At 62.0% G+C, this 18479-nt stretch carries 15 protein-coding genes; all 15 read left to right on the plus strand.

Annotated elements, in window-relative coordinates; translation table 11 throughout:
* The first annotated feature begins 49 nt into the window (after positions 1-49).
* A complete protein-coding gene (locus L6D80_RS01190) occupies positions 50-2800 on the plus strand; it encodes a glycosyltransferase (protein ID WP_236183027.1) in 2751 nt (916 codons plus the stop codon).
* Positions 2801-2918: 118 nt separating this feature from the next.
* On the plus strand, positions 2919-3620 hold the full coding sequence (locus L6D80_RS01195) for a WbqC family protein (RefSeq protein WP_054900078.1): 702 nt from the start codon (positions 2919-2921) through the stop codon (positions 3618-3620).
* Between the two features lie 51 nt (positions 3621-3671).
* On the plus strand, positions 3672-7217 hold the full coding sequence (locus L6D80_RS01200; RefSeq protein WP_176514441.1) for a glycosyltransferase: 3546 nt from the start codon (positions 3672-3674) through the stop codon (positions 7215-7217).
* A 67-nt stretch (positions 7218-7284) separates the two neighbouring features.
* Complete coding sequence (locus tag L6D80_RS01205; protein ID WP_176514439.1) at positions 7285-8013, plus strand: class I SAM-dependent methyltransferase; 729 nt, start codon at positions 7285-7287, stop codon at positions 8011-8013.
* On the plus strand, positions 8010-8858 hold the full coding sequence (locus L6D80_RS01210) for an NAD-dependent epimerase/dehydratase family protein (RefSeq protein ID WP_176514437.1): 849 nt from the start codon (positions 8010-8012) through the stop codon (positions 8856-8858). The genes L6D80_RS01205 and L6D80_RS01210 overlap by 4 nt, the downstream gene beginning before the upstream one ends.
* Entirely contained in the window at positions 8855-9832 is a 978-nt protein-coding gene (locus L6D80_RS01215) for an ATP-grasp domain-containing protein (RefSeq protein WP_176514435.1), read from the plus strand. Before L6D80_RS01210 ends, L6D80_RS01215 begins: the two co-directional genes overlap by 4 nt.
* A complete protein-coding gene (locus L6D80_RS01220) occupies positions 9813-10499 on the plus strand; it encodes a metallophosphoesterase family protein (protein WP_176514433.1) in 687 nt (228 codons plus the stop codon). Before L6D80_RS01215 ends, L6D80_RS01220 begins: the two co-directional genes overlap by 20 nt.
* Positions 10500-10546: 47 nt before the next feature.
* The gene (gene rffA / locus L6D80_RS01225) at positions 10547-11692 is read left to right on the plus strand and encodes a dTDP-4-amino-4,6-dideoxygalactose transaminase (RefSeq protein ID WP_054900072.1); all 1146 of its coding nucleotides are present in this window, start codon (positions 10547-10549) and stop codon (positions 11690-11692) included.
* A 215-nt stretch (positions 11693-11907) separates the two neighbouring features.
* Positions 11908-12843, plus strand: a complete 936-nt coding sequence (locus L6D80_RS01230) for a ketoacyl-ACP synthase III (RefSeq protein ID WP_054900071.1) — start codon at positions 11908-11910, stop codon at positions 12841-12843.
* Between the two features lie 252 nt (positions 12844-13095).
* Positions 13096-13947, plus strand: a complete 852-nt coding sequence (locus L6D80_RS01235) for a flagellin domain-containing protein (protein ID WP_054900070.1) — start codon at positions 13096-13098, stop codon at positions 13945-13947.
* 71 nt (positions 13948-14018) lie between these two features.
* Positions 14019-14396 carry a flagellar protein FlaG gene (locus L6D80_RS01240; RefSeq protein ID WP_054900069.1) on the plus strand — a complete coding sequence of 126 codons (378 nt, stop codon included), beginning with the start codon at positions 14019-14021 and terminating at the stop codon, positions 14394-14396.
* Between the two features lie 80 nt (positions 14397-14476).
* On the plus strand, positions 14477-15889 hold the full coding sequence (gene fliD, locus L6D80_RS01245; RefSeq protein WP_054900068.1) for a flagellar filament capping protein FliD: 1413 nt from the start codon (positions 14477-14479) through the stop codon (positions 15887-15889).
* A gap of 133 nt (positions 15890-16022) precedes the next feature.
* A complete protein-coding gene (gene fliS, locus L6D80_RS01250) occupies positions 16023-16418 on the plus strand; it encodes a flagellar export chaperone FliS (RefSeq protein WP_054900067.1) in 396 nt (131 codons plus the stop codon).
* Between the two features lie 14 nt (positions 16419-16432).
* Complete coding sequence (locus tag L6D80_RS01255; RefSeq protein WP_054900066.1) at positions 16433-16729, plus strand: flagellar protein FliT; 297 nt, start codon at positions 16433-16435, stop codon at positions 16727-16729.
* A gap of 165 nt (positions 16730-16894) precedes the next feature.
* On the plus strand, positions 16895-18370 hold the full coding sequence (gene fleQ / locus L6D80_RS01260) for a transcriptional regulator FleQ (RefSeq protein WP_054900065.1): 1476 nt from the start codon (positions 16895-16897) through the stop codon (positions 18368-18370).
* The last annotated feature ends 109 nt before the right edge of the window (positions 18371-18479 follow it).

Genomic DNA, 18479 nt, shown 5'->3' on the forward strand with positions numbered 1-18479 from the left:
GCGCAGGCCCGTGCCCGCGCCGCAATGAAAACTGAACAGGTGCATGATGATGGAAACCGCAATTGGCTCGCGCAATGATGTGACCGTTGTACTGCTGGGGCAGGGGCAAGCAGACAGCCGTGCCCGCGCGCAGCACTACTATCGTGAGGCCGGTGTGCCTTGCGTGGTGCTTGAACCGTTGTCCGGTTCAGCCCGCGATGAGCAGATCCAGCCCTTGCTGCAAGTGCTCGGCAACCTGACGACCCCCTTTGTGACCTTGGCCCTGGATGCTGATTTCGTGCTGGCGTCGGCGCTGGACAATGCGGTCATCCGCCTGGCCGCTCAGCCCTCGGCAGTGGCGGCCCAAGGCTACGCCTTGGGTCACGCCGTAGGCAGCGGGCTGGTCCGTTACTACAGGATGGGGGCGGCCTTTGCACCGCTGGCCGAGGGTCAAGCCTGGGCAAGGCTCGAACAATATGCCCTGGCTGGGCAGCAGGCGTGGCGCGCGGTAATGCGTGTGTCGGCCCTGCAGCGCGCAGTGGCCACGCTGCCAGATGAGCTTGATGCGGCTGCCCTGCGGGTGGCCCTGTCGTATGCGTTGCTGGCCCAGGGGCCGGTGGTGCACCTGGCGCAGACTGACGTGATCGTCGAACATGCGCCGCCCGCGCTCAACCCGGTCGCCCGCGAAGAGCACCTGACGCAGCTGGTGCGAACCCTGCGCCAGTGGGATGCCGACGTGCATCAGCTGTGTGGTGGCGAAGACGGCTTCACCGTGCTCAACCAGTTCGTGCGCAACAGCTATGACCAGGACGCGGCAGCGTTGATCTTCACTTCCCGCTGGGGCAGCGTGCTCGATGAGCCGGAGCGTGAGTTCGAGCCGCGTCAGGATGTCGAGCTGCCTTACTACAACGGTGCATTGTTTGCGCAGCTGACCCACCTGGAGTTCCTCTGCCACGCCTGGCCCGCCGGCCAACAGCAACGGCACGCGCTGGAAGGCATCTGGGTGCGTCAGCGTGACTTGTTGCAGGAACACCCCAACGATAATGCCGAGAGCCAGCTGCATCGCTACTGGCAAGCCCTGGCGCTGGGCCTGTTCAATATCGAAGTGTGCCAACGTCTGTTGGCGATGCTGCGCGGTGGCGCCGATATCGCGCGTGCACGTGAATTGGCGGACTGGTTGGCGCGGCTTGAGCAGGTCCCGTCTGGCGATCAGCAGCAACGCCTGCAGGGTACTGCATCCGGCCAGGTCATTGCCGCCATTGCCGCCGCCACACCGGATCAGGTCGGTTGCCAGCGCGTACTTGCGCACCTGGCTAAACATCCCGCTGCGCAGGTCGCCTTCATAGTGCTCGACCTCGGCAACGACGACCTGGCACTGCAAGCCACGTTCGACAGCCTGCTCAAAAGTGGCTTGCGCAATTTCAAGCTGCTGGTGCTCAAGGCCGGCAAAGCGCCAGCGATCACCACGCCACGCGATACCCTGCACTTCATCCAGGTCAATGACAGCAACTGGGTGACCCACCTTAACCAGGCGGTGCGCCAGCTGCCGAGCGAGTGGCTGCTGCTGCTCGATGCCGGCGACGAGCTGCTGGCTGGCGGTCTGCTGCGCCTGTCGGTGGAGTTGAGCGAGGCCCCAGCGTGCCAGGCCATCGCGGCCAATGAAGTGCAGCGTGACGACGAAGGGCGTCTGTTCAGTGTCGTGCGCCCTGGTGCTGACCTCGACCTGCTGCGTAGCCAACCCGGGCTGATGTCGCGGCATTGGCTGGTGCGCCGCGAGGCGGTGCTAGCGCTGGGCGGTTACAGTGAGACGAACGGTCAGGCCATCGAGCTCGACCTGCTGCTGCGTCTGGTCGAAACGCAGGGGCTGGGCAGCCTGGCGCACATGGATGAGTTCCTGGTCGTCGCGCGGCAGGCTTCGCCAGCGCTGGCAGAGCAAGCGCAGGCGGTTCTGGGCAGGCATCTGGCGCAACTGGGTTATCGCAGCCAGGTCAGTGACCAGGGACATGCGGGCTTGACGGTCGATTTCCGTCATGACGCCACGCCGCTGGTCAGTATCCTTCTGGCTTTCGAAGGCGACACGGCGCAATTGCAGGCGTGCCTGGCCGCCGTGCTGCAACGCAGCCGCTACCCGCGTTACGAAGTACTGGTGGCCTGTGCCCAGGGTGAGTTCGACCTGGACGGTGCTGCCGGCAAGGCGTTGGGCGGGCGCATTCAGTTGCTGGCGGGTGAGCCAGGTGCCTCGCGTGAGCAGTTGTTGAACCTTGCCGCCAGCCACGCTCGCGGCGAGTACCTGGTGCTGTTGTCGGCGCATTGCAATGTGCTCACGCCGGCCTGGATCGAAGGCCTGCTCAACGAGGCCCAGCGTCCGGAAGTCGGTGTTGTCGGGGCGCGCCTGCATGCCGCTGACGGTACCTTGGCGCATGCCGGTTATGAGCTGCTTGCCGGCCCGCAGGTGTTCTCGCCGTGGCAGGGGCTGTCGAGCGAAGCGGCGCGCAAGGAACACTGGGTCAGCTCGGTGCGCAGCTGTGCGGCCGTGTCCGGCGATTGCCTGATGGTGCGCAAGGCACTGTTCGACCACTGTGGCGGGCTGCAGACGCTGCAAGGTGCCGACATCGACTTGTGCCTGGCCGCCAAAGAAGCCGGCCTGATGGTGCTGTGGACACCACGTTCGCAGCTGCAGGTCAGCACCCCTGGCGCGGCTGAGGCCCACGCGTGGGATGCACTGGCTGCACGCTGGCCTGCAGTGTTCACCGGGCAGGCGCAGTGCGGTGGCGGCGCGGCGCCAAGCGCCCAGCTGCAATGGCTGGCTCAGTTGGCGTAGTTGATATAGCTGGCTCGGGTTTTGCACTAGCTGGGCCAATGGCCCAGCTTTTTTATGCCGGGCGGCGAATTATTGACAGGCCAGGGCTGGCATTTGAAGCCTTGGTTCGGGGTTAGCGATGCCAAAGAAAGTGGCTGTTCTGCAGTCGAACTACATACCCTGGAAGGGCTACTTCGACCTGATCCGCAGCGTCGATGCTTTTGTGTTCTACGACGATGTGCAATACACCCGTCGCGACTGGCGCAACCGCAACAAGATCAAGACCGCCCAGGGCGAGCACTGGCTGAGCGTGCCGGTAAAGAACAAAGGGCGCTTCGAGCAGTTGATCAATGAAGTGGAGATCAGCGATCCGAACTGGGCCGAGCAGCACTGGAAGACCCTCGCCATGAGCTACCGGCGCGCGCCTTGCTTCGCCGAGCTGGAGGGCAAGGTTCGCGCGCTCTACGAGCAGGCGGGCAGCATGACTCACCTGTCGGCCATCAACCAGCTGTTCATCGCCGGCCTGTGCCCGTTGCTGGGCATCCATACGCCCCTGTACCGCTCCGAAGCGCTTGGCCAGGCAGAGGGTCGCAATGAGCGCCTGATTCACCTGTGCCAGGCGGTGCAGGGCACCGATTACCTGTCCGGCCCGGCCGCCAGCTGTTACCTGGACGAGGCGGCGTTTGCCGCGGCTGGCATCGGGCTGTCGTACATGAGCTACGCAGGTTATCCCGAGTACCCGCAGTTGTTTGGCGAGTTCCAGCACGCGGTGAGCGTAATCGATCTTTTGTTCAACACCGGCGCCGACGCCATGGCGTTTCTGGAACGACGGGCTGCCTGAAAAGGCAGGTGCCGTGATTGCCCGATTGTGATCTGAACCTGGAGTTCACCGATGTCGAACCCTGCGCAGCCAGACCTGCTACCGCACGAAGAGGCGCTGGCGCGTTTGCGGCTGATGTTTGCCAAGCCGGAACATCCCTACTACATCTACGCGCCCGACTACCACGAGACGTCCTCAGGGATCGTGTCGCTGCACTACCTCTGCCATCTGCTCAATCTCAATGGCCGTGAGGCCTATCTATGCGGCGCCCAGGTCGTGAATTCGGACCTCAAGACACCGTTGCTCGAGCCGGCAATAGCCGAGCGCCACCAGGTGGCGGGGAAGGTGCCGATCGCGGTGTACCCGGAAGTCACTTCAGGCAATCCGCTGAACCTGCCGGTGGTGGTGCGTTTTCTCCTGAACTTCGAAGGGTTCATCTCCGGCAAGGCCATGCACGCAAGGGCCGATGACCTGTTCTTCTATTACGCCCCGCGCCTGGCCGAGCACCATGGCAATCCGGGCGGTGATCTGTTGTGCCTGCCGACCGTCGATATCCAGCTGTTTCGCACTGACCCCTGCGACAGCCCCCGCCAAGGCCGCTATCTGTATCAGAATCGCCATCCCCTGGAGCGGATCGACTACGGGCAGCTGCCCTCGGACATCCAGCTGCTGAGCATTGCGAAGGCGCTGCCCCTGCCCGAACTTGCCGGGGTGCTGCGTAAGGCTCAAGTGCTGTACACCTACGAATGGTCGATGACCTGCGTGCTCGCAGTGCTGTGCGGTTGTCCGGTGATTTTCATGCCAGGGCAGGGTATTGACCGGACCTTCCTGGAAAACAGTTTCTTTGGCTGCATCGGCTTTGCCATGCTCGATGAGCCCGATGCGCTCGAGCTGGCCAGGGCAAACCTGGACCAGGCCTTGCCGCGCTACGTCGAACGCACCGCGCCATTCTGGCAGCAGCTTGAAGTGTTCATCGCCAAGACTCAGCTTGCCGCGCGGCGTGAGGCTGTCGGCAACCGGCTGGGCATGCTCGACTGGTTGCGCCAGCGCTACCCGCAGCCTGGGCAGTTGCGTGTGCTTCAAGCGCAGGTGGCCCAGCCAGCGGCGCCGAGCCTTGCCGTACTGGTGATCGATCACGGTGATTCGGTTGCCCTGGCTGCTACCCTGGACAGCCTGGCGCGGGGCCTGTACCGACGCGCCGAGGTCACTGTGCTCGGCCGGCAGCTGCCGGAAGGCGTTGGGGTGCAGTGGTTCGAAGGCGATCCGCAGGCGCCTGTGGCGGCCATCAACGACTGGCTTGCAGCGGTGCAAGGCGGCTGGTTCATGGTAGTCGAGGCGGGAGCCAGCTTCATTGCCAGCGGCCTGCTGATGAGTGCGGTCCAGTTGTCACAGGCGCCAGCGCACTGCCTGGCGATGTATGCCGATGAGGCGCTGCGCCGGGAAGATGGAGCGATCGAGCTGTCGTTGCGGCCCGGGCTCAACCTGGATCTTCTGCTGGCTTATCCTGCCGGTCTGTCGCGCCATTGGTGGTACCGGCGTGAGGCAGTGCGCGGTCTGCGCGGCTTCGATGATGCGGGCGGACGTGCTTTCGAACTCGAGTTCCAACTGCGTCTTCTCGTGGAGCGCGGCCTCGACTGTGTGGCGCACGTCAGCGAGCCGCTGCTGGTCGCCGAAAAGGCGGCTGGCGAGCACTGCGCCGACCAGCAGGCAGTTATCCTTGCCCACCTGCATGAGCGCGGATACAGCGGTGCCCGGGTGATCCCCGTACAGGTGGCGGCGGGAAGTTACCGGATTGACTACGGTCACCCGCGAAAGGCGTCGGTCAGTCTGCTGATCTACCTGGAAGGGCAGTTGGCGCACTTTCAACGCTGCCTGGAGAGCCTGCTGTCGCACGCGACCGCTGTCGATTTCGAGGTGCTGCTGATCGAGCCGGGTAATCAGGACCCTGCCTTGCTGACGTGGCTGGCACTGCTTGAGCGCCTTGACGGGGTCAGGCTGCAGGTGATTCGTTTCATGCCGGGTCAGCCGCGCGCTGCCATGTGCAATGCGGCGGCGCAGGAGGCAACGGGCGAGTATCTGGTCTGGCTCGATGCCCGCAGCAGCGTCCTCGACCGCGGTTGGCTGCAAGCCCTGCTCAACCACGCCCAGCGCCCTGAAGTAGGCGCGGTGGGCGGCAAACTGCTCGATATGGACGGCAACGTATACCAGGCCGGTCTGGTGCTGGGGCAGGGCGGCACGGTTGGGCCGGCATTCCAGGGGCAGCCTGCGCAGGCCCTGGGCTACATGGGCCAGTTATGGCTTGAGCGCAACTGCCAAGCCGTCGGAGGGCAATGCCTGATGGTGCGGCGCGAACTGTTCATCGAGGCCGGAGGCTTCGATGCAGATCCGCTGTTGGCACCCTGGATCGATACCGACCTGTGTCTGCGGCTGTCGCGTGGCGGCTACCTCAACGTCTGGACGCCCTACGCGCGCTTGTTGCTCGACCAACAATCGGTGCCAACCCACAGCGCCGAGCAGGCAGACGCCTTGTATGCAGGCTGGCTTGCTCAACTGGCAAACGACGCTTCTTACAACAGCAATTTCTCGCTGCGTACGGGCGAAAGCTTCAGCCTGGACAGCAACGGCTTCAGTTGGCGGCCCTTGCAAGGCCTCGTACCGAACGTGCTCGCTTGCGCGGCCGACCAGCAGGTGGCAGGGCGAACGCGGCTGATCCTGCCTTTCAAGGCATTGCGCGAAAGCGGCATTGTCGATGGTGTGGTGACCGCAGGCCTGCTCAACCCCGTGGAAGTGGAGCGTGTGCAGCCAGCAAGCGTGATCCTTCAGCGCCCCCTTGCTGAGGCGGGGCTGTTGGCCATGCGCCGCCTGCGGGCCTTCTCCCAGGCTTTCAAGGTCTATGACCTGGACGGCTACCTGCCGGAAATGAACCTGACGGGGGAGTGGGACGCCGACGAGATCGTGCAGCGCATGCGCCAAGGCCTGATGCAGGCCGACCGGGTACTGGTGGCAAGCCCTGCACTGGCCGAGTTGCTGCAGGATGAGCATGACGACGTGCGCCTGCTGGAAGCTGCTCTGCCCGAAAGCTGGGGCGCCCTGCGCGCAGAGCGGGGCAAGGGCGCCAAGCCGCGTTTGGGCTGGCTGGGTGGCAACGACTCGCACCTGCTCGCCGAAGTGGTGCCGGCACTGGCCGATGAGGTCGAGTGGGTGGTGCTGGGCGAGTGCCCGACGCAATTGCGGCCGTTGCTGGCGAGCTGGCAGCCGGAAATCGACCACCAGCACCTGGCGTCGGCCCTGCTGGGGCTGGACCTGGACCTTGCCCTGGTGCCGATGGTTGAGACGCTGGGCAACGCCTGCTCCGGCGATCTGCGCGTCCTCCAGCATGCGGCCTGCGGACACCCGGTGATCTGCAGCCGGGTCGCCGGTTTTGTGGGGGGAGACTCGCTGCCGCTGACGCGGGTAAACAACCAGGCAGCCGACTGGATAGAGGCGATTCGCATGCACCTGCAGGACCGCCAGGCTTCAGCGTGCCTGGGCGACGCCTTGCAGGCCAGGGTGCGTGAACAATGGCTGCTCAAAGGCGAGCGGCTACAAGCATGGCGACGTGCCTGGCTGGCAGATTGAGCGCCACGCGGCACCTGAACAGATCACGGCGGATATAGGTCCGACCCAACGTTGGAGCTGGGCAAACATGAACAACACTCTTGATACTTTCATCGGCGCATACAGCGACAGTTTCGGCTACGCCTATGACAACAACATCATGCTCAACTGGTATCCGCGGCGGATCATGGAGCTGTGCGGCCAAGAGCTCAACCTGCTCGAGCTCGGCATCGGTCATGGCTTCTCCACCAATCGGTTTTCCCGGTACTTCAATTCGCACACCGTCATCGACGGTTCGCCTTCGGTGATTGCGCAATTCCAGGCTCAGTACCCGGACAGTCCCGCGCAAATCGTCGAGGCCTATTTTGAACACTTCGACACCGATCAGCGCTTTGACCTGATCGTCATGGGCTTCGTCCTTGAGCATGTCGAAGACCCTCAGGTGGTACTGCGCAGGTTCAAGCAGTTCCTCGCCCCGGGAGGGCGGTGCTTTGTCCTGGTGCCCAACGCGCAGTCGCTGCACCGACGCTTCGGCCATGCTGCCGGGTTGCTCGATGACATGATGGTGTTGGGCCAGGGCGATCACGAACTGGGCCACCTGCGCGCCTACTCGCTGCACACCCTGACCGAGGAGCTGGAGCAGGCCGGCCTGCGTGTGCTGCGCAAGGAAGGGTTGTTCCTCAAGCCCTTCATGACGTCGCAGATGAAAGCCCTGGATCTGAGTGATGCAATCACCACTGCCATGTGCACCGTGGCGATCGATTATCCGGAACTCAGCTGCGCGTTGATGCTGGAAGCGACGGTCGACGGGGTATGAAAAGCCTGGTGATCGGCAGCACCTCGACCATTGGCAAGGCTGTCGCCCGTTCATTGGCCCGCCTGGGGCCGGTCAAGCTGGCAGGGCGTCGCGAGGCCGACATCCTGTTCGATCTGAGCCAGCCCGTGCTGCCACCCGGTGACCAGGCGTTCGATGTAGTCATACATGCCGCTGCCGATTTTGGCGGCGCCGAGCCTGACGACCTGATGCGCACCGAACAGGTCAACGGTATTGGCGCCCTGGCCGCCTGCCGCCTGGCCGAACACTGTGGGGCGCGACATTTCATCCTGCTGTCCTCGCGCTGGGCGGCGCATCAGCCAGGCGATCCGTATTACGGCATCTACGCGCTGTCCAAGCGCCATGCTGAAGAACTGGTCAGCTTGTATTGCCAGGCGCGCGGCATGGCCTTGACCATCCTGCGCATCAGCCAGGTATACGACAGCCAGGCCCGGTGCCGCGTGCATCAGCCTTTGCTGTACGCCATCGGCGACAATGCGGCGGTCGGCAAGACGGTCTATCTGTACGGCAGCAACGATGCGCGGCGCAATTACCTGCACCTGGATGACTTGGCTGAAATCTGCGTGCGGGTGGCCGAGCGGCGGGTCGAGGGGGTGCACAATTGCGGCCATCCGCAGGATCCGCGGCTGTCCGAGATCGCTCAGGCGGCCTTCGCGGCGTTCGGCACGCCGCCAGACATTCGCTTCGTGCCAGAAAAAGACGACATCCCGGATCTTCCACCCTTCGTCTGCTCCGGCGAATTGTTCGAGCGTATCGGCTATGCACCGCAGATCGGTATTGGCGAAGGTTTCGAACTGATCAAGACGCACAGGGAGCAGCAGGCATGAGAACGGTCATGGTAACGGGCGTCGGCGCCATCATGGGCTATGGCCTGCTCAAATCGCTGCGTGAGGCCGACCCGTCGCTTCGCCTGGTGGGCACCGACATCTACGACGATGCTGCGGGCCGGGCTTGGTGCGACGTTTTCGAGCAGGCCCCGCTGACCGCCGAGAAGCGTTATGCCCAGTGGTTGCTGGAGGTGATTGCCAGGCATGAGGTCGACCTGTTGATTCCGGGCATCGAGCAGGACGTACACTGGCTTTGCGACAATCGTGCCCTGCTGCAGGGCGCCCGTTGTCAGGTAGCGCTCAATGACCCGCAGTTGATCGACCTGTCCCGCGACAAGTGGGCCATGGACCAGGCCCTGTTGGCGATGGAGGAGCCCTGCCGTATACCCAGCGCGCTCAGCGGTGACTTCCACGCGTTGAAAGACGCCCTGGGCCTGCCGTTTCTGCTCAAACCCCGCAAGGGTTATGCCTCCAAGGGCCTGGTGTGGGTGCACCAGGAACAGGACTTTGCTGCACACGCCGGCTTGTTGGGTGAAGTGCTGATGGCTCAACCGATCATTGGCAGTGCCGCACAGGAGTTTACCGTCGCAGTGTTCGGCGACGGCCAAGGGGCGACGGGCCCGACCATCACCCTGCGGCGCAGCCTGGCTTCGGACGGTTCCACGGCCAAGGCGCGGGTTTGCTCGGACGCTTCGCTTGACCAGGTTGTCGCCAGGTTGTGCCGTGCATTCAAGCCGGTTGGCCCGACCAATCTGCAGTTTCGCCGTGCTGATGACGGCAGCTGGAAGTTGCTGGAGATCAACCCGAGGATTTCTTCGACCAGCTCGATTCGCCGAGCGTTCGGCTACAACGAGGCGGCGATGTGCCTGGCGTTCTACCTGGACCACCAGACGCCGCCCGCGGCCGCCGTCAGGACGGGGCTCGCCGTCCGCTACATCGAGGACTTGATCGTCTATGATCGGGATCATTTCTGACGTCCATGGCAATTACAGCGCGCTGAGCAGGGTGCTGGCCAGGCTCGATGCCTTGGGTGTATCGCGGATCATCTGCCTGGGCGACACCGCCGGTTATTACTGCCAGGTGAACGAGTGCTGCGATGCGTTGCGTGAACGGGCGGTCTTTTCGGTCATGGGTAACCATGACTGGTACCTGGCCAGGCAGCAGCGTTGCCCACGTTCGAACAGTGCCAATGCCTGCCTGGACTATCAGGCGGGTGTTATCAGCGAGCAGAACCTGGCATGGCTCGACGGCCTGGCGTTGCAGGCCTTCGAGCAGGGCATAAGCCTTGTGCACGGTGGCTGGAACGACCCTCTGGATGAATACCTGCGGCCTTCCCAGGCTTATTTCGACGCGTTGCCTGGTGGCTGTTTCGCGTCCGGGCATACCCATGTCCAGTATCTTTGGCAGGGGCAGGGCAAGGTCTACTGCAACCCGGGTTCGGTTGGCCAGCCGCGTGACGGCGACCCGCGGGCTGCGTTTGCAACCTGGGATGGCGAGGCGTTCGAGCTGCACCGCGTCGAATACGACATCGCGCAGGTTCAGCAGGCCATGGCCAGGGCAGGCTTCACGTCGTACTTCTATGAAAACCTAGACAAAGGCACCCAGATAGGTGGAAGGATCAGCGCCATTCAGGGGCTTTGAACTCCCAGCTGTAGCCCTTCTACCGTCCTACCTGCGGAAAAACAGCAATGAGCACTGAAAAGATCTTCTTCAATCGCCCGCACATGACTGGCAAGGAGCTTTACTACATTGCCGAAGCCAAGTTCGGCAATATGCTCGCCGGTGACGGTACGTTCACCAAGCGCTGCCACCAGTGGCTGGAAGCGCAGACCGGTTGTGCCAAGGCGCTGCTCACCCACTCCTGTACCGCCGCCCTGGAAATGACCGCGCTGATGCTGGATATCCAGCCGGGCGATGAAGTCATCATGCCGTCCTACACCTTCGTTTCCACCGCCAACGCCTTCGTGCTGCGCGGCGCGGTGCCGGTATTCGTCGACGTCCGTGCAGACACCTTGAACCTCGACGAACGCCTGATCGAGGCCGCCATCACCCCACGCACCAAGGCCATCGTGCCCGTGCACTATGCCGGGGTGGCCTGCGAAATGGACAGCATCATGGCCATTGCCCGCAAGCACGGGCTGCATGTCGTGGAAGACGCGGCCCAAGGCGTGATGTCCACCTACAAGGGAAGGGCCCTTGGCAGCATTGGTGATCTGGGGGCGTTCAGCTTCCATGAGACCAAGAACGTCATCTCGGGTGAGGGCGGTGCGTTGCTGGTCAATACCCCGGAGCAGGTGCTGCGGGCTGAGATCATTCGCGAAAAGGGCACTGACCGTAGCCGTTTCTTCCGTGGCGAGGTGGACAAGTACACCTGGCAGGATGTGGGCTCGTCGTTCCTGCCCGGTGAACTGATCGCAGCATTCCTCTGGGCACAGCTGGAGGAAGCGCAAGCGATCACCGACAACCGCCTGGCGACCTGGGAGGCCTACCATGAGTCCCTGGCCGGCCTTGAGCGGCAGGGGTTGTTGCGCCGGCCCATCGTGCCGCAGGGCTGCCAGCACAATGCGCATATGTACTATGTCCTGCTGGCTCCGGGCATTGATCGCCAGGCGGTGCTCGGCGCACTCAAGCAGCACGAGATCTATGCCGTGTTCCATTATGTGCCGCTGCATTCTTCGCCTGCCGGTGAACGTTACGGGCGCGCCCATGGTGCCATGGAGGTCACCGACTACAGTGCGCAGCGGCTGTTGCGCCTGCCATTGTGGTGGGGCATGCCCAAGGGCACCCAGCAGCGCGTGGTGGAGATTCTCGGCGATATCCTGGCCAGGTTCTGATACCCAAGGGCGGGCGCACGGCGTAACGCTGGTCTATTCGACAAAAAGAGCGTGACCTGGCAGTCAGAACGCGCATCTTCACTGTATATTGTCGAAAACCGGGAGCCGCTGCGCTGCGCCTGGAAAATGCTCAGGGATCGGTGCCTGCCGTATCGCCTGGCGTTTGCCGTTGCGCAGGCAGTGGATACTTCGCTGTTATTGAATTGGGAAGCCATATGATTGGCATTAAAAGCATCGCCAGCTACGTGCCTACCGAAGGGGTGGACAACTACGCCCAGGGCGCGAAGTTTGGCAAAGACCAGGACTTCATCTTCGGCAAGATCGGTTCGACCTTCTTGCCGCGCAAGGAGGCTGCCCAGGAAACCTCCGACCTCTGCGTCGAGGCCGCCCGGAATCTGTTCGCTGCCAATCCGTCGTTGGACCCGGCCTCCATCGACGCCGTGATCGTGGTCACCCAGAACGGCGACGCCGAAGGCCTGCCGCACACCGCTGCCATCGTGCAACACAAGCTTGGCCTGTCGACCGCCATCGCGGCCTTCGATATCTCCCTGGGCTGCTCGGGCTATGTCTACGGCCTGTACGCAATGAAGGGGTTCATGGAAGCCGCCGGTTTGAAAAACGGCCTGCTGATCACCGCCGACCCTTACTCCAAGATCGTCGACCCTGAAGATCGCAACACCACCATGCTGTTCGGCGATGCTGCCACCGCCACCTGGATGGGCGAGGGTGCCACCTGGCAGTTGGGCAAGTCGCTGTTCGGCAGCGACGGTGCCGGCGCCGAGCACCTGCGTACCACCGATGGCAAGTTCTTCATGAATGGCCGTCAGGTCTACAACTTCGCCTTGGTCAAAGTGCCTGCGCACCTGCAGCAGTTGCTGGAGGCCAGCGAACTTGAGTCCGACGATATCGACCTGTATTGCCTGCATCAGGGCAGCGCCGCGATCGTCGACGCCGTATCGGCGCGGTTCGATGAAGGCGCGCACAAGCGCAAGTTCGTCAAGGACATGGTCGAGACCGGCAATACCGTGTCGTCGAGCATTCCGCTGTTGCTGGAAAAGCACGTGCTCGGTTCGCAGCACAAGCGCGTAGCCCTCAGTGGCTTCGGTGTGGGGCTGTCGTGGGGTTCGGCAATCATCGAGCGCCGTGACTGACCGTTCATCGCCGTGGTAGACGCCGCCGCCTTCAGGCGGCGTTTTCTTTTCCAGTCCATTGGCGTCGGGCGCTGGTAATCTGGCGTCAACGCCTTGATTTCATTGGGCTGGCAGGATGCCAGTAAAAATTTTCCAAAATCCCCTAAAGCAACCCGCCCTGACGACGATAACTATTACGAAGGTTCTCTGTGCCACACCCGGCGAATTGCCAAGGCCGGAAGCCGTAGTACCCAATCCAACGAGGAATTCGTCATGGCTTTGACCGTTAACACCAACACCACCTCTCTGGGCGTTCAGAAAAACCTGAACCGTGCTTCCGATGCACTGAGCACCTCGATGACCCGTCTGTCCTCCGGCCTGAAAATCAACAGCGCCAAAGACGACGCCGCCGGCCTGCAGATCGCTACCCGCATGACCTCGCAGATCCGCGGTCAGACCATGGCCATCAAAAACGCCAACGACGCCATCTCCATCGCCCAGACCGCTGAAGGCGCGATGCAAGAGCAGACCAACATTCTGCAGCGTATGCGTGAACTGGCTGTTCAGTCGCGAAACGACAACAACAGCGAAGACGACCGCGCCGCTCTGGACAAAGAATTCCAGTCGATGCTGAAGGAAATCGACCGTATCGCCGGTTCGACTCAGCTGAACGGCAAGAACCTGCTGGACGGTACCGCTGGCGACATGACCTTCCAGGTCGGTTCCAACACCGGTAGCGACAACCAGATCACCATCAGCCTGAGCGATGCGCTGAACACCACTGGCGCCCTGAGCGGTCTGGCCAGCCAGAACATCACCGGTGCCAACAGCAGCGCGGCCGAAGCCACCTTCACCGCCGCCATGAGCGCAATCGATGACGCCCTGAACGCCATCAACAGCACTCGTGCCGACCTGGGTGCCGTACAGAACCGTCTGACCAGCACCATCAACAACCTGCAGAACATCAACGAGAACGCCGAAGCCGCTCGTGGCCGTGTTCAGGACACCGACTTCGCTGCTGAAACTGCCCAGCTGACCAAGCAGCAGACCCTGCAGCAAGCTTCCACTTCGGTTCTGGCTCAGGCCAACCAGCTGCCATCCGCCGTACTGAAGCTGCTTCAGTAATCGTTGATGGTAACCGGCGGGGGAGTGCATCATAGGGCACTTCCCCGCCTTTTCGTTACGAGGTGGTAGACATGGACATGAGCGTCAAGCTGAATCTGTCCTACCCGGCCGTTCGGCCGGCCGAGCAGGTAGGTGACAAGGCGGTTGCCCGGTCGGCGGATGCGCCTCGCGCCAATGCTGATACGCTGGAACCCAAAGCAGTGACGGCTGCCGAAAAAGGCAGTGATGCCGAAAAGGTCAAAAACGCCGTTACGGAAATTGAAAAGTTTCTCAGCTCTACCCGGCGCAACCTCCAGTTCTCGACGGATGAAGAGTCCGGCAAGATTGTGGTCAAGGTCATCGCCAGCGAAACGGGCGAGTTGATTCGCCAGCTGCCTTCCGAGGAAGCGCTGCGGATCGCTCACAGCTTGAGTGATGTAAACAGTCTTTTGTTCGACGCCAAGGTGTAGCGGGCGGCGAAGTTTTCAAGCGGGATTGACGTCTGTCCTGCAGCTGCAGGGCCTGACGTCTCAGAGAGAGGGATTACTGTATGGCGAGCACACTGGTATCGAGTATCGGCCAAGGTACAGGTCTGAACATCACCGACATGGTCAACGCCCTGGTCAGTGCCGACACTGCGGCCAAAAAGGCGCAGATCACCCGGCAGACCAGCAACAACAGCGCGATGATTTCCGGTGTGGGCTCGCTGCGCAGTGCCCTCACGGCGTTCCAGGACGCCATGAATAAGCTGAACGACAAGACCGCCCCCGCCTTCAACGCCTATTCGGCGAAGTCGGCCAACGAAGCGGTGGTCAAAGTGACTGCCAGCAACACGGCGGTGGCGGGCAACTACGACATCGTGGTCAACCAGCTGGCCACAGGCTCGAAGGTGGCCAGTGCACCGTTTGACGCTGGCGCAGCGTCTGCGGTTAGCGCAGGCAAGATGACCATCGAGCAGAACGGCAATGCCTATGAAATCGATGTCGCCGATGGCGCCACGCTGCAGACCGTTCGCGACCAGATCAACAAGCAATTGAGCGTTCAGGGTATCTCCGCCAACATCGTCAACGGTGAAGGGGGCGCGCGGCTGGTACTGAGCTCGACCACCACCGGCGCCGGCTCCGACCTCAAGGTCAGTGGCATTCCTGAGCTGGAAATCGACGGCACTGCGCAGATGAGCGATAGCAGCGGGGGTTATGTCACCGCGATTGCTCAGGATAGCGAGCTGACCATCGATGGTTTGACGGTGAAAAGCAGCAAGAACACCATCAGCGATGCGATCAGCGGCATCACCCTGGAACTGACGGGCGTCAGTCCCAAGTCTGGCTCGACCGGCACTGCGACCCGCCTGTCCGTCGCCCAGGACAACGATGGCCTGAAGAAGAACGTCCAGGCGTTCGTCGATGCCTACAACACCCTGCAGAAGACCATTACGGCGCTGACCACCAGCACCCGTGACAAAGATGACAACCTCTCGCTCGGCCCGCTGAGCAATGACCCGACGACACGTTCGCTGGTCAACGATGTCCGCAAGGTGCTTTCCGAGGTGGGCTCGGGTGACCAGTTGACCACGCTGAGCCAGCTGGGTATCAACACCACCAAGGACGGTACTCTGGAGTTCAACGCCACCAAGTTCACTTCGGCGATGGACGACAAGAAGCTGGGTTCACAGGTGCAGGAGCTGTTCACCGGCAGCAATGGCATCATCGAGCGTATGAACAAGGCCATCGATCCGTACAACGCCACCGACGGCAGCCTGGCCACGCGCAAGGCCAACCTCGACAAGGTGGCCAAGAACCTGTCGGACCAGCAGTTGGCCCTGGACCGCCGTACCGAAGCGCTGACCGAGTCGCTGACTAAGAAATACGTGGCGATGGACACCACGGTCGCCAAGCTCAACGCTCAGGCCAGCCAGATCAAATCGGTCTTCGATGCCATCAATGCCCAGGCCAGGAACTCCTGACCGGTTGTGAGTGCCAACAGCCCGGCAGCGTCCACAAGACGCGCCGGGCTTTTTGTTTTGGCCCTAAAGTTTTTTGACGTCCCGGCGATAAAGCAGGTACAAGCAACCTTTTTCGCAGCAACGAGGTAGATCCATGAACCCGATGTTGGCCCTTCGTCAATACCAGAAAGTCAACGGTGTGGCGCAGACGTCTGAAGCCAGCCCGCACCGTCTGGTGCAGATGCTCATGCAGGGCGGTCTTGATCGCATGGCTCAGGCCAAGGGGGCCATCGCTCGTAACGATATCGCCCAGAAGGGGATTCTGATCGGCAAGGCGATCGATATCATCGGTGGCCTGCGAGAAGGCCTGGACCTGGAAAACCATGCTGACAGCCTGTCCGAGCTGGACAGTCTGTATACCTATATGAGCCGACGCCTCATCGAGGCCAACGCAAAAAGCGATCCTGCCATCATCGACGAAGTCGCGCGCCTGCTGATCACTGTGAAAGAAGGTTGGGATGCGATCGCCGACCAGTCGCCGGCGCCCTGATCAAGGAGGATGCCATGAGCGAAGTGATCACCCGCATCGAACAGACCCGCGATTTGCTGCTGGCTGCCCTGGCGAGCCGAGACTGGGATGCGGTGGGTGAGCTGGACCTGGAATGCCGCCTGCGTATCAACGATGTGCTTACCGAGGCGCAGGGCCAGGAGGCGGATGTCCGCGATAGCCTGGAGCAGTTGCTGGAGGTCTACCGGCAATTAATAGAGGTTGCAAGTGGCGAGCGTCAATCAATAGTCGACGAGATGACGCAAATCCGTCAGGCAAAAAACGCCGCCAAGGTATACCATCTGTTCAGTTGACCACAGGTGTCCAAAAAGCCGTGCGCCATTAATTTGACTGTATGCTTTTTTTTGACTTTACTAGTGGCTGTTTTCGAATTTCAGACGTCCGAACGCTGACCATTCAGTCGGGATGATCTCGAGCACGCCTAAGGGCGCCGATATGACTAGGGAAGTTGCTATTGCATGTGGCGTGAAACCAAGATTCTCCTGATCGATGACGACAGCGCCCGCCGCCGCGATCTGGCGGTGGTCCTGAATTTTCTCGGCGAAGACAATCTGCCCTGCTCTAGCCAGGATTGGCAGCAGGTGGTGGAATCGTTGTCTTCGAGCCGTGAAGTGCTCTGCGTGCTCATCGGCACCGTAAATGCTCCAGGCAATGTGCTTGGGCTGCTTAAGACAGTGGCCGGTTGGGATGAGTTCCTTCCTGTGTTGCTGATTGGTGAAATTTCTTCTGCGGAGTACCCGGAAGAGCTTCGCCGCAGGGTGCTGTCCAACCTCGAAATGCCGCCCAGCTACAGTCAGTTGCTCGACTCGTTGCACCGTGCCCAGGTCTATCGCGAAATGTATGACCAGGCCCGCGAGCGTGGCCGCCAGCGTGAGCCCAACCTGTTCCGCAGCCTGGTCGGTACCAGTCGCGCGATCCAGCATGTTCGCCAGATGATGCAGCAAGTGGCCGACACCGATGCCAGCGTGCTGATCCTGGGTGAGTCCGGCACTGGCAAGGAAGTGGTGGCGCGCAACCTGCACTACCATTCCAAGCGCCGCGAAGCGCCGTTCGTGCCGGTCAACTGCGGCGCGATCCCCGCCGAGCTGTTGGAAAGCGAACTGTTCGGCCACGAGAAGGGCGCTTTCACCGGCGCGATCACCAGCCGTGCCGGGCGTTTCGAACTGGCTAATGGCGGCACCCTGTTCCTGGACGAGATCGGCGACATGCCGCTGCCGATGCAGGTCAAGTTGTTGCGTGTGCTGCAGGAGCGCACCTTCGAGCGGGTCGGTAGCAACAAAACCCAGAGCATCGATGTGCGCATCATTGCCGCGACCCATAAAAACCTCGAAAGCATGATCGAGGAGGGGACCTTCCGCGAAGACCTGTACTACCGCCTTAACGTGTTCCCGATCGAGATGGCGCCCCTGCGTGAGCGGGTGGAGGACATTCCGTTGCTGATGAACGAGCTGATTTCGCGCATGGAGCACGAGAAGCGTGGGTCGATCCGCTTCAATTCCGCCTCGATCATGTCGCTGTGTCGCCACGGCTGGCCGGGCAACGTGCGTGAGCTGGCCAATCTGGTCGAGCGCATGGCGATCATGCATCCCTACGGCGTGATTGGCGTTTCCGAGCTGCCGAAGAAGTTCCGTTACGTCGATGATGAAGACGAGCAGATGGTCGACCACCTGCGCAATGACCTGGAAGAACGCGTGGCGATCAACGGCCATTCGCTGAACTTCTCCAACCCGGCGATGCTGCCGCCTGAGGGTCTGGACCTGAAGGACTACCTGGGTAGCCTGGAGCAGGGTTTGATTCAGCAGGCGCTGGACGATGCGAACGGTATCGTCGCGCGAGCGGCCGAGCGTTTGCGCATTCGCCGTACCACGTTGGTTGAGAAGATGCGCAAGTACGGCATGAGCCGCCAGGGTGGCGAGGAGCAGTCGGAAGACTGACGCCTGGCGGCCCTGGCTTCATCGCCGGCAAGCGGGCGTGCACAACTTCTGCAAGGTTGCTGCGCGCCCTGTGGAGGCCGGCTTGCCGCCGATGAGCATGACCGTCCGC

The organism is Pseudomonas ceruminis (genome assembly GCF_021602025.1).
Classification (GTDB): Bacteria; Pseudomonadota; Gammaproteobacteria; order Pseudomonadales; family Pseudomonadaceae; genus Aquipseudomonas; species Aquipseudomonas ceruminis.

What these genes read in the sequence shown, in the direction of transcription:
- L6D80_RS01255 (WP_054900066.1), top strand. Translation starts at nt 16,433, where the DNA reads ATGAGCGAAGTGATCACCCGCATCGAACAGACCCGCGATTTGCTGCTG.
- L6D80_RS01235 (WP_054900070.1), top strand. Translation starts at nt 13,096, where the DNA reads ATGGCTTTGACCGTTAACACCAACACCACCTCTCTGGGCGTTCAGAAA.
- L6D80_RS01205 (WP_176514439.1), top strand. Translation starts at nt 7,285, where the DNA reads ATGAACAACACTCTTGATACTTTCATCGGCGCATACAGCGACAGTTTC.
- L6D80_RS01220 (WP_176514433.1), top strand. Translation starts at nt 9,813, where the DNA reads ATGATCGGGATCATTTCTGACGTCCATGGCAATTACAGCGCGCTGAGC.
- L6D80_RS01190 (WP_236183027.1), top strand. Translation starts at nt 50, where the DNA reads ATGGAAACCGCAATTGGCTCGCGCAATGATGTGACCGTTGTACTGCTG.
- fliS (WP_054900067.1), top strand. Translation starts at nt 16,023, where the DNA reads ATGAACCCGATGTTGGCCCTTCGTCAATACCAGAAAGTCAACGGTGTG.
- L6D80_RS01195 (WP_054900078.1), top strand. Translation starts at nt 2,919, where the DNA reads ATGCCAAAGAAAGTGGCTGTTCTGCAGTCGAACTACATACCCTGGAAG.
- L6D80_RS01230 (WP_054900071.1), top strand. Translation starts at nt 11,908, where the DNA reads ATGATTGGCATTAAAAGCATCGCCAGCTACGTGCCTACCGAAGGGGTG.
- L6D80_RS01240 (WP_054900069.1), top strand. Translation starts at nt 14,019, where the DNA reads ATGGACATGAGCGTCAAGCTGAATCTGTCCTACCCGGCCGTTCGGCCG.
- rffA (WP_054900072.1), top strand. Translation starts at nt 10,547, where the DNA reads ATGAGCACTGAAAAGATCTTCTTCAATCGCCCGCACATGACTGGCAAG.
- fliD (WP_054900068.1), top strand. Translation starts at nt 14,477, where the DNA reads ATGGCGAGCACACTGGTATCGAGTATCGGCCAAGGTACAGGTCTGAAC.
- L6D80_RS01215 (WP_176514435.1), top strand. Translation starts at nt 8,855, where the DNA reads ATGAGAACGGTCATGGTAACGGGCGTCGGCGCCATCATGGGCTATGGC.
- fleQ (WP_054900065.1), top strand. Translation starts at nt 16,895, where the DNA reads ATGTGGCGTGAAACCAAGATTCTCCTGATCGATGACGACAGCGCCCGC.
- L6D80_RS01200 (WP_176514441.1), top strand. Translation starts at nt 3,672, where the DNA reads ATGTCGAACCCTGCGCAGCCAGACCTGCTACCGCACGAAGAGGCGCTG.
- L6D80_RS01210 (WP_176514437.1), top strand. Translation starts at nt 8,010, where the DNA reads ATGAAAAGCCTGGTGATCGGCAGCACCTCGACCATTGGCAAGGCTGTC.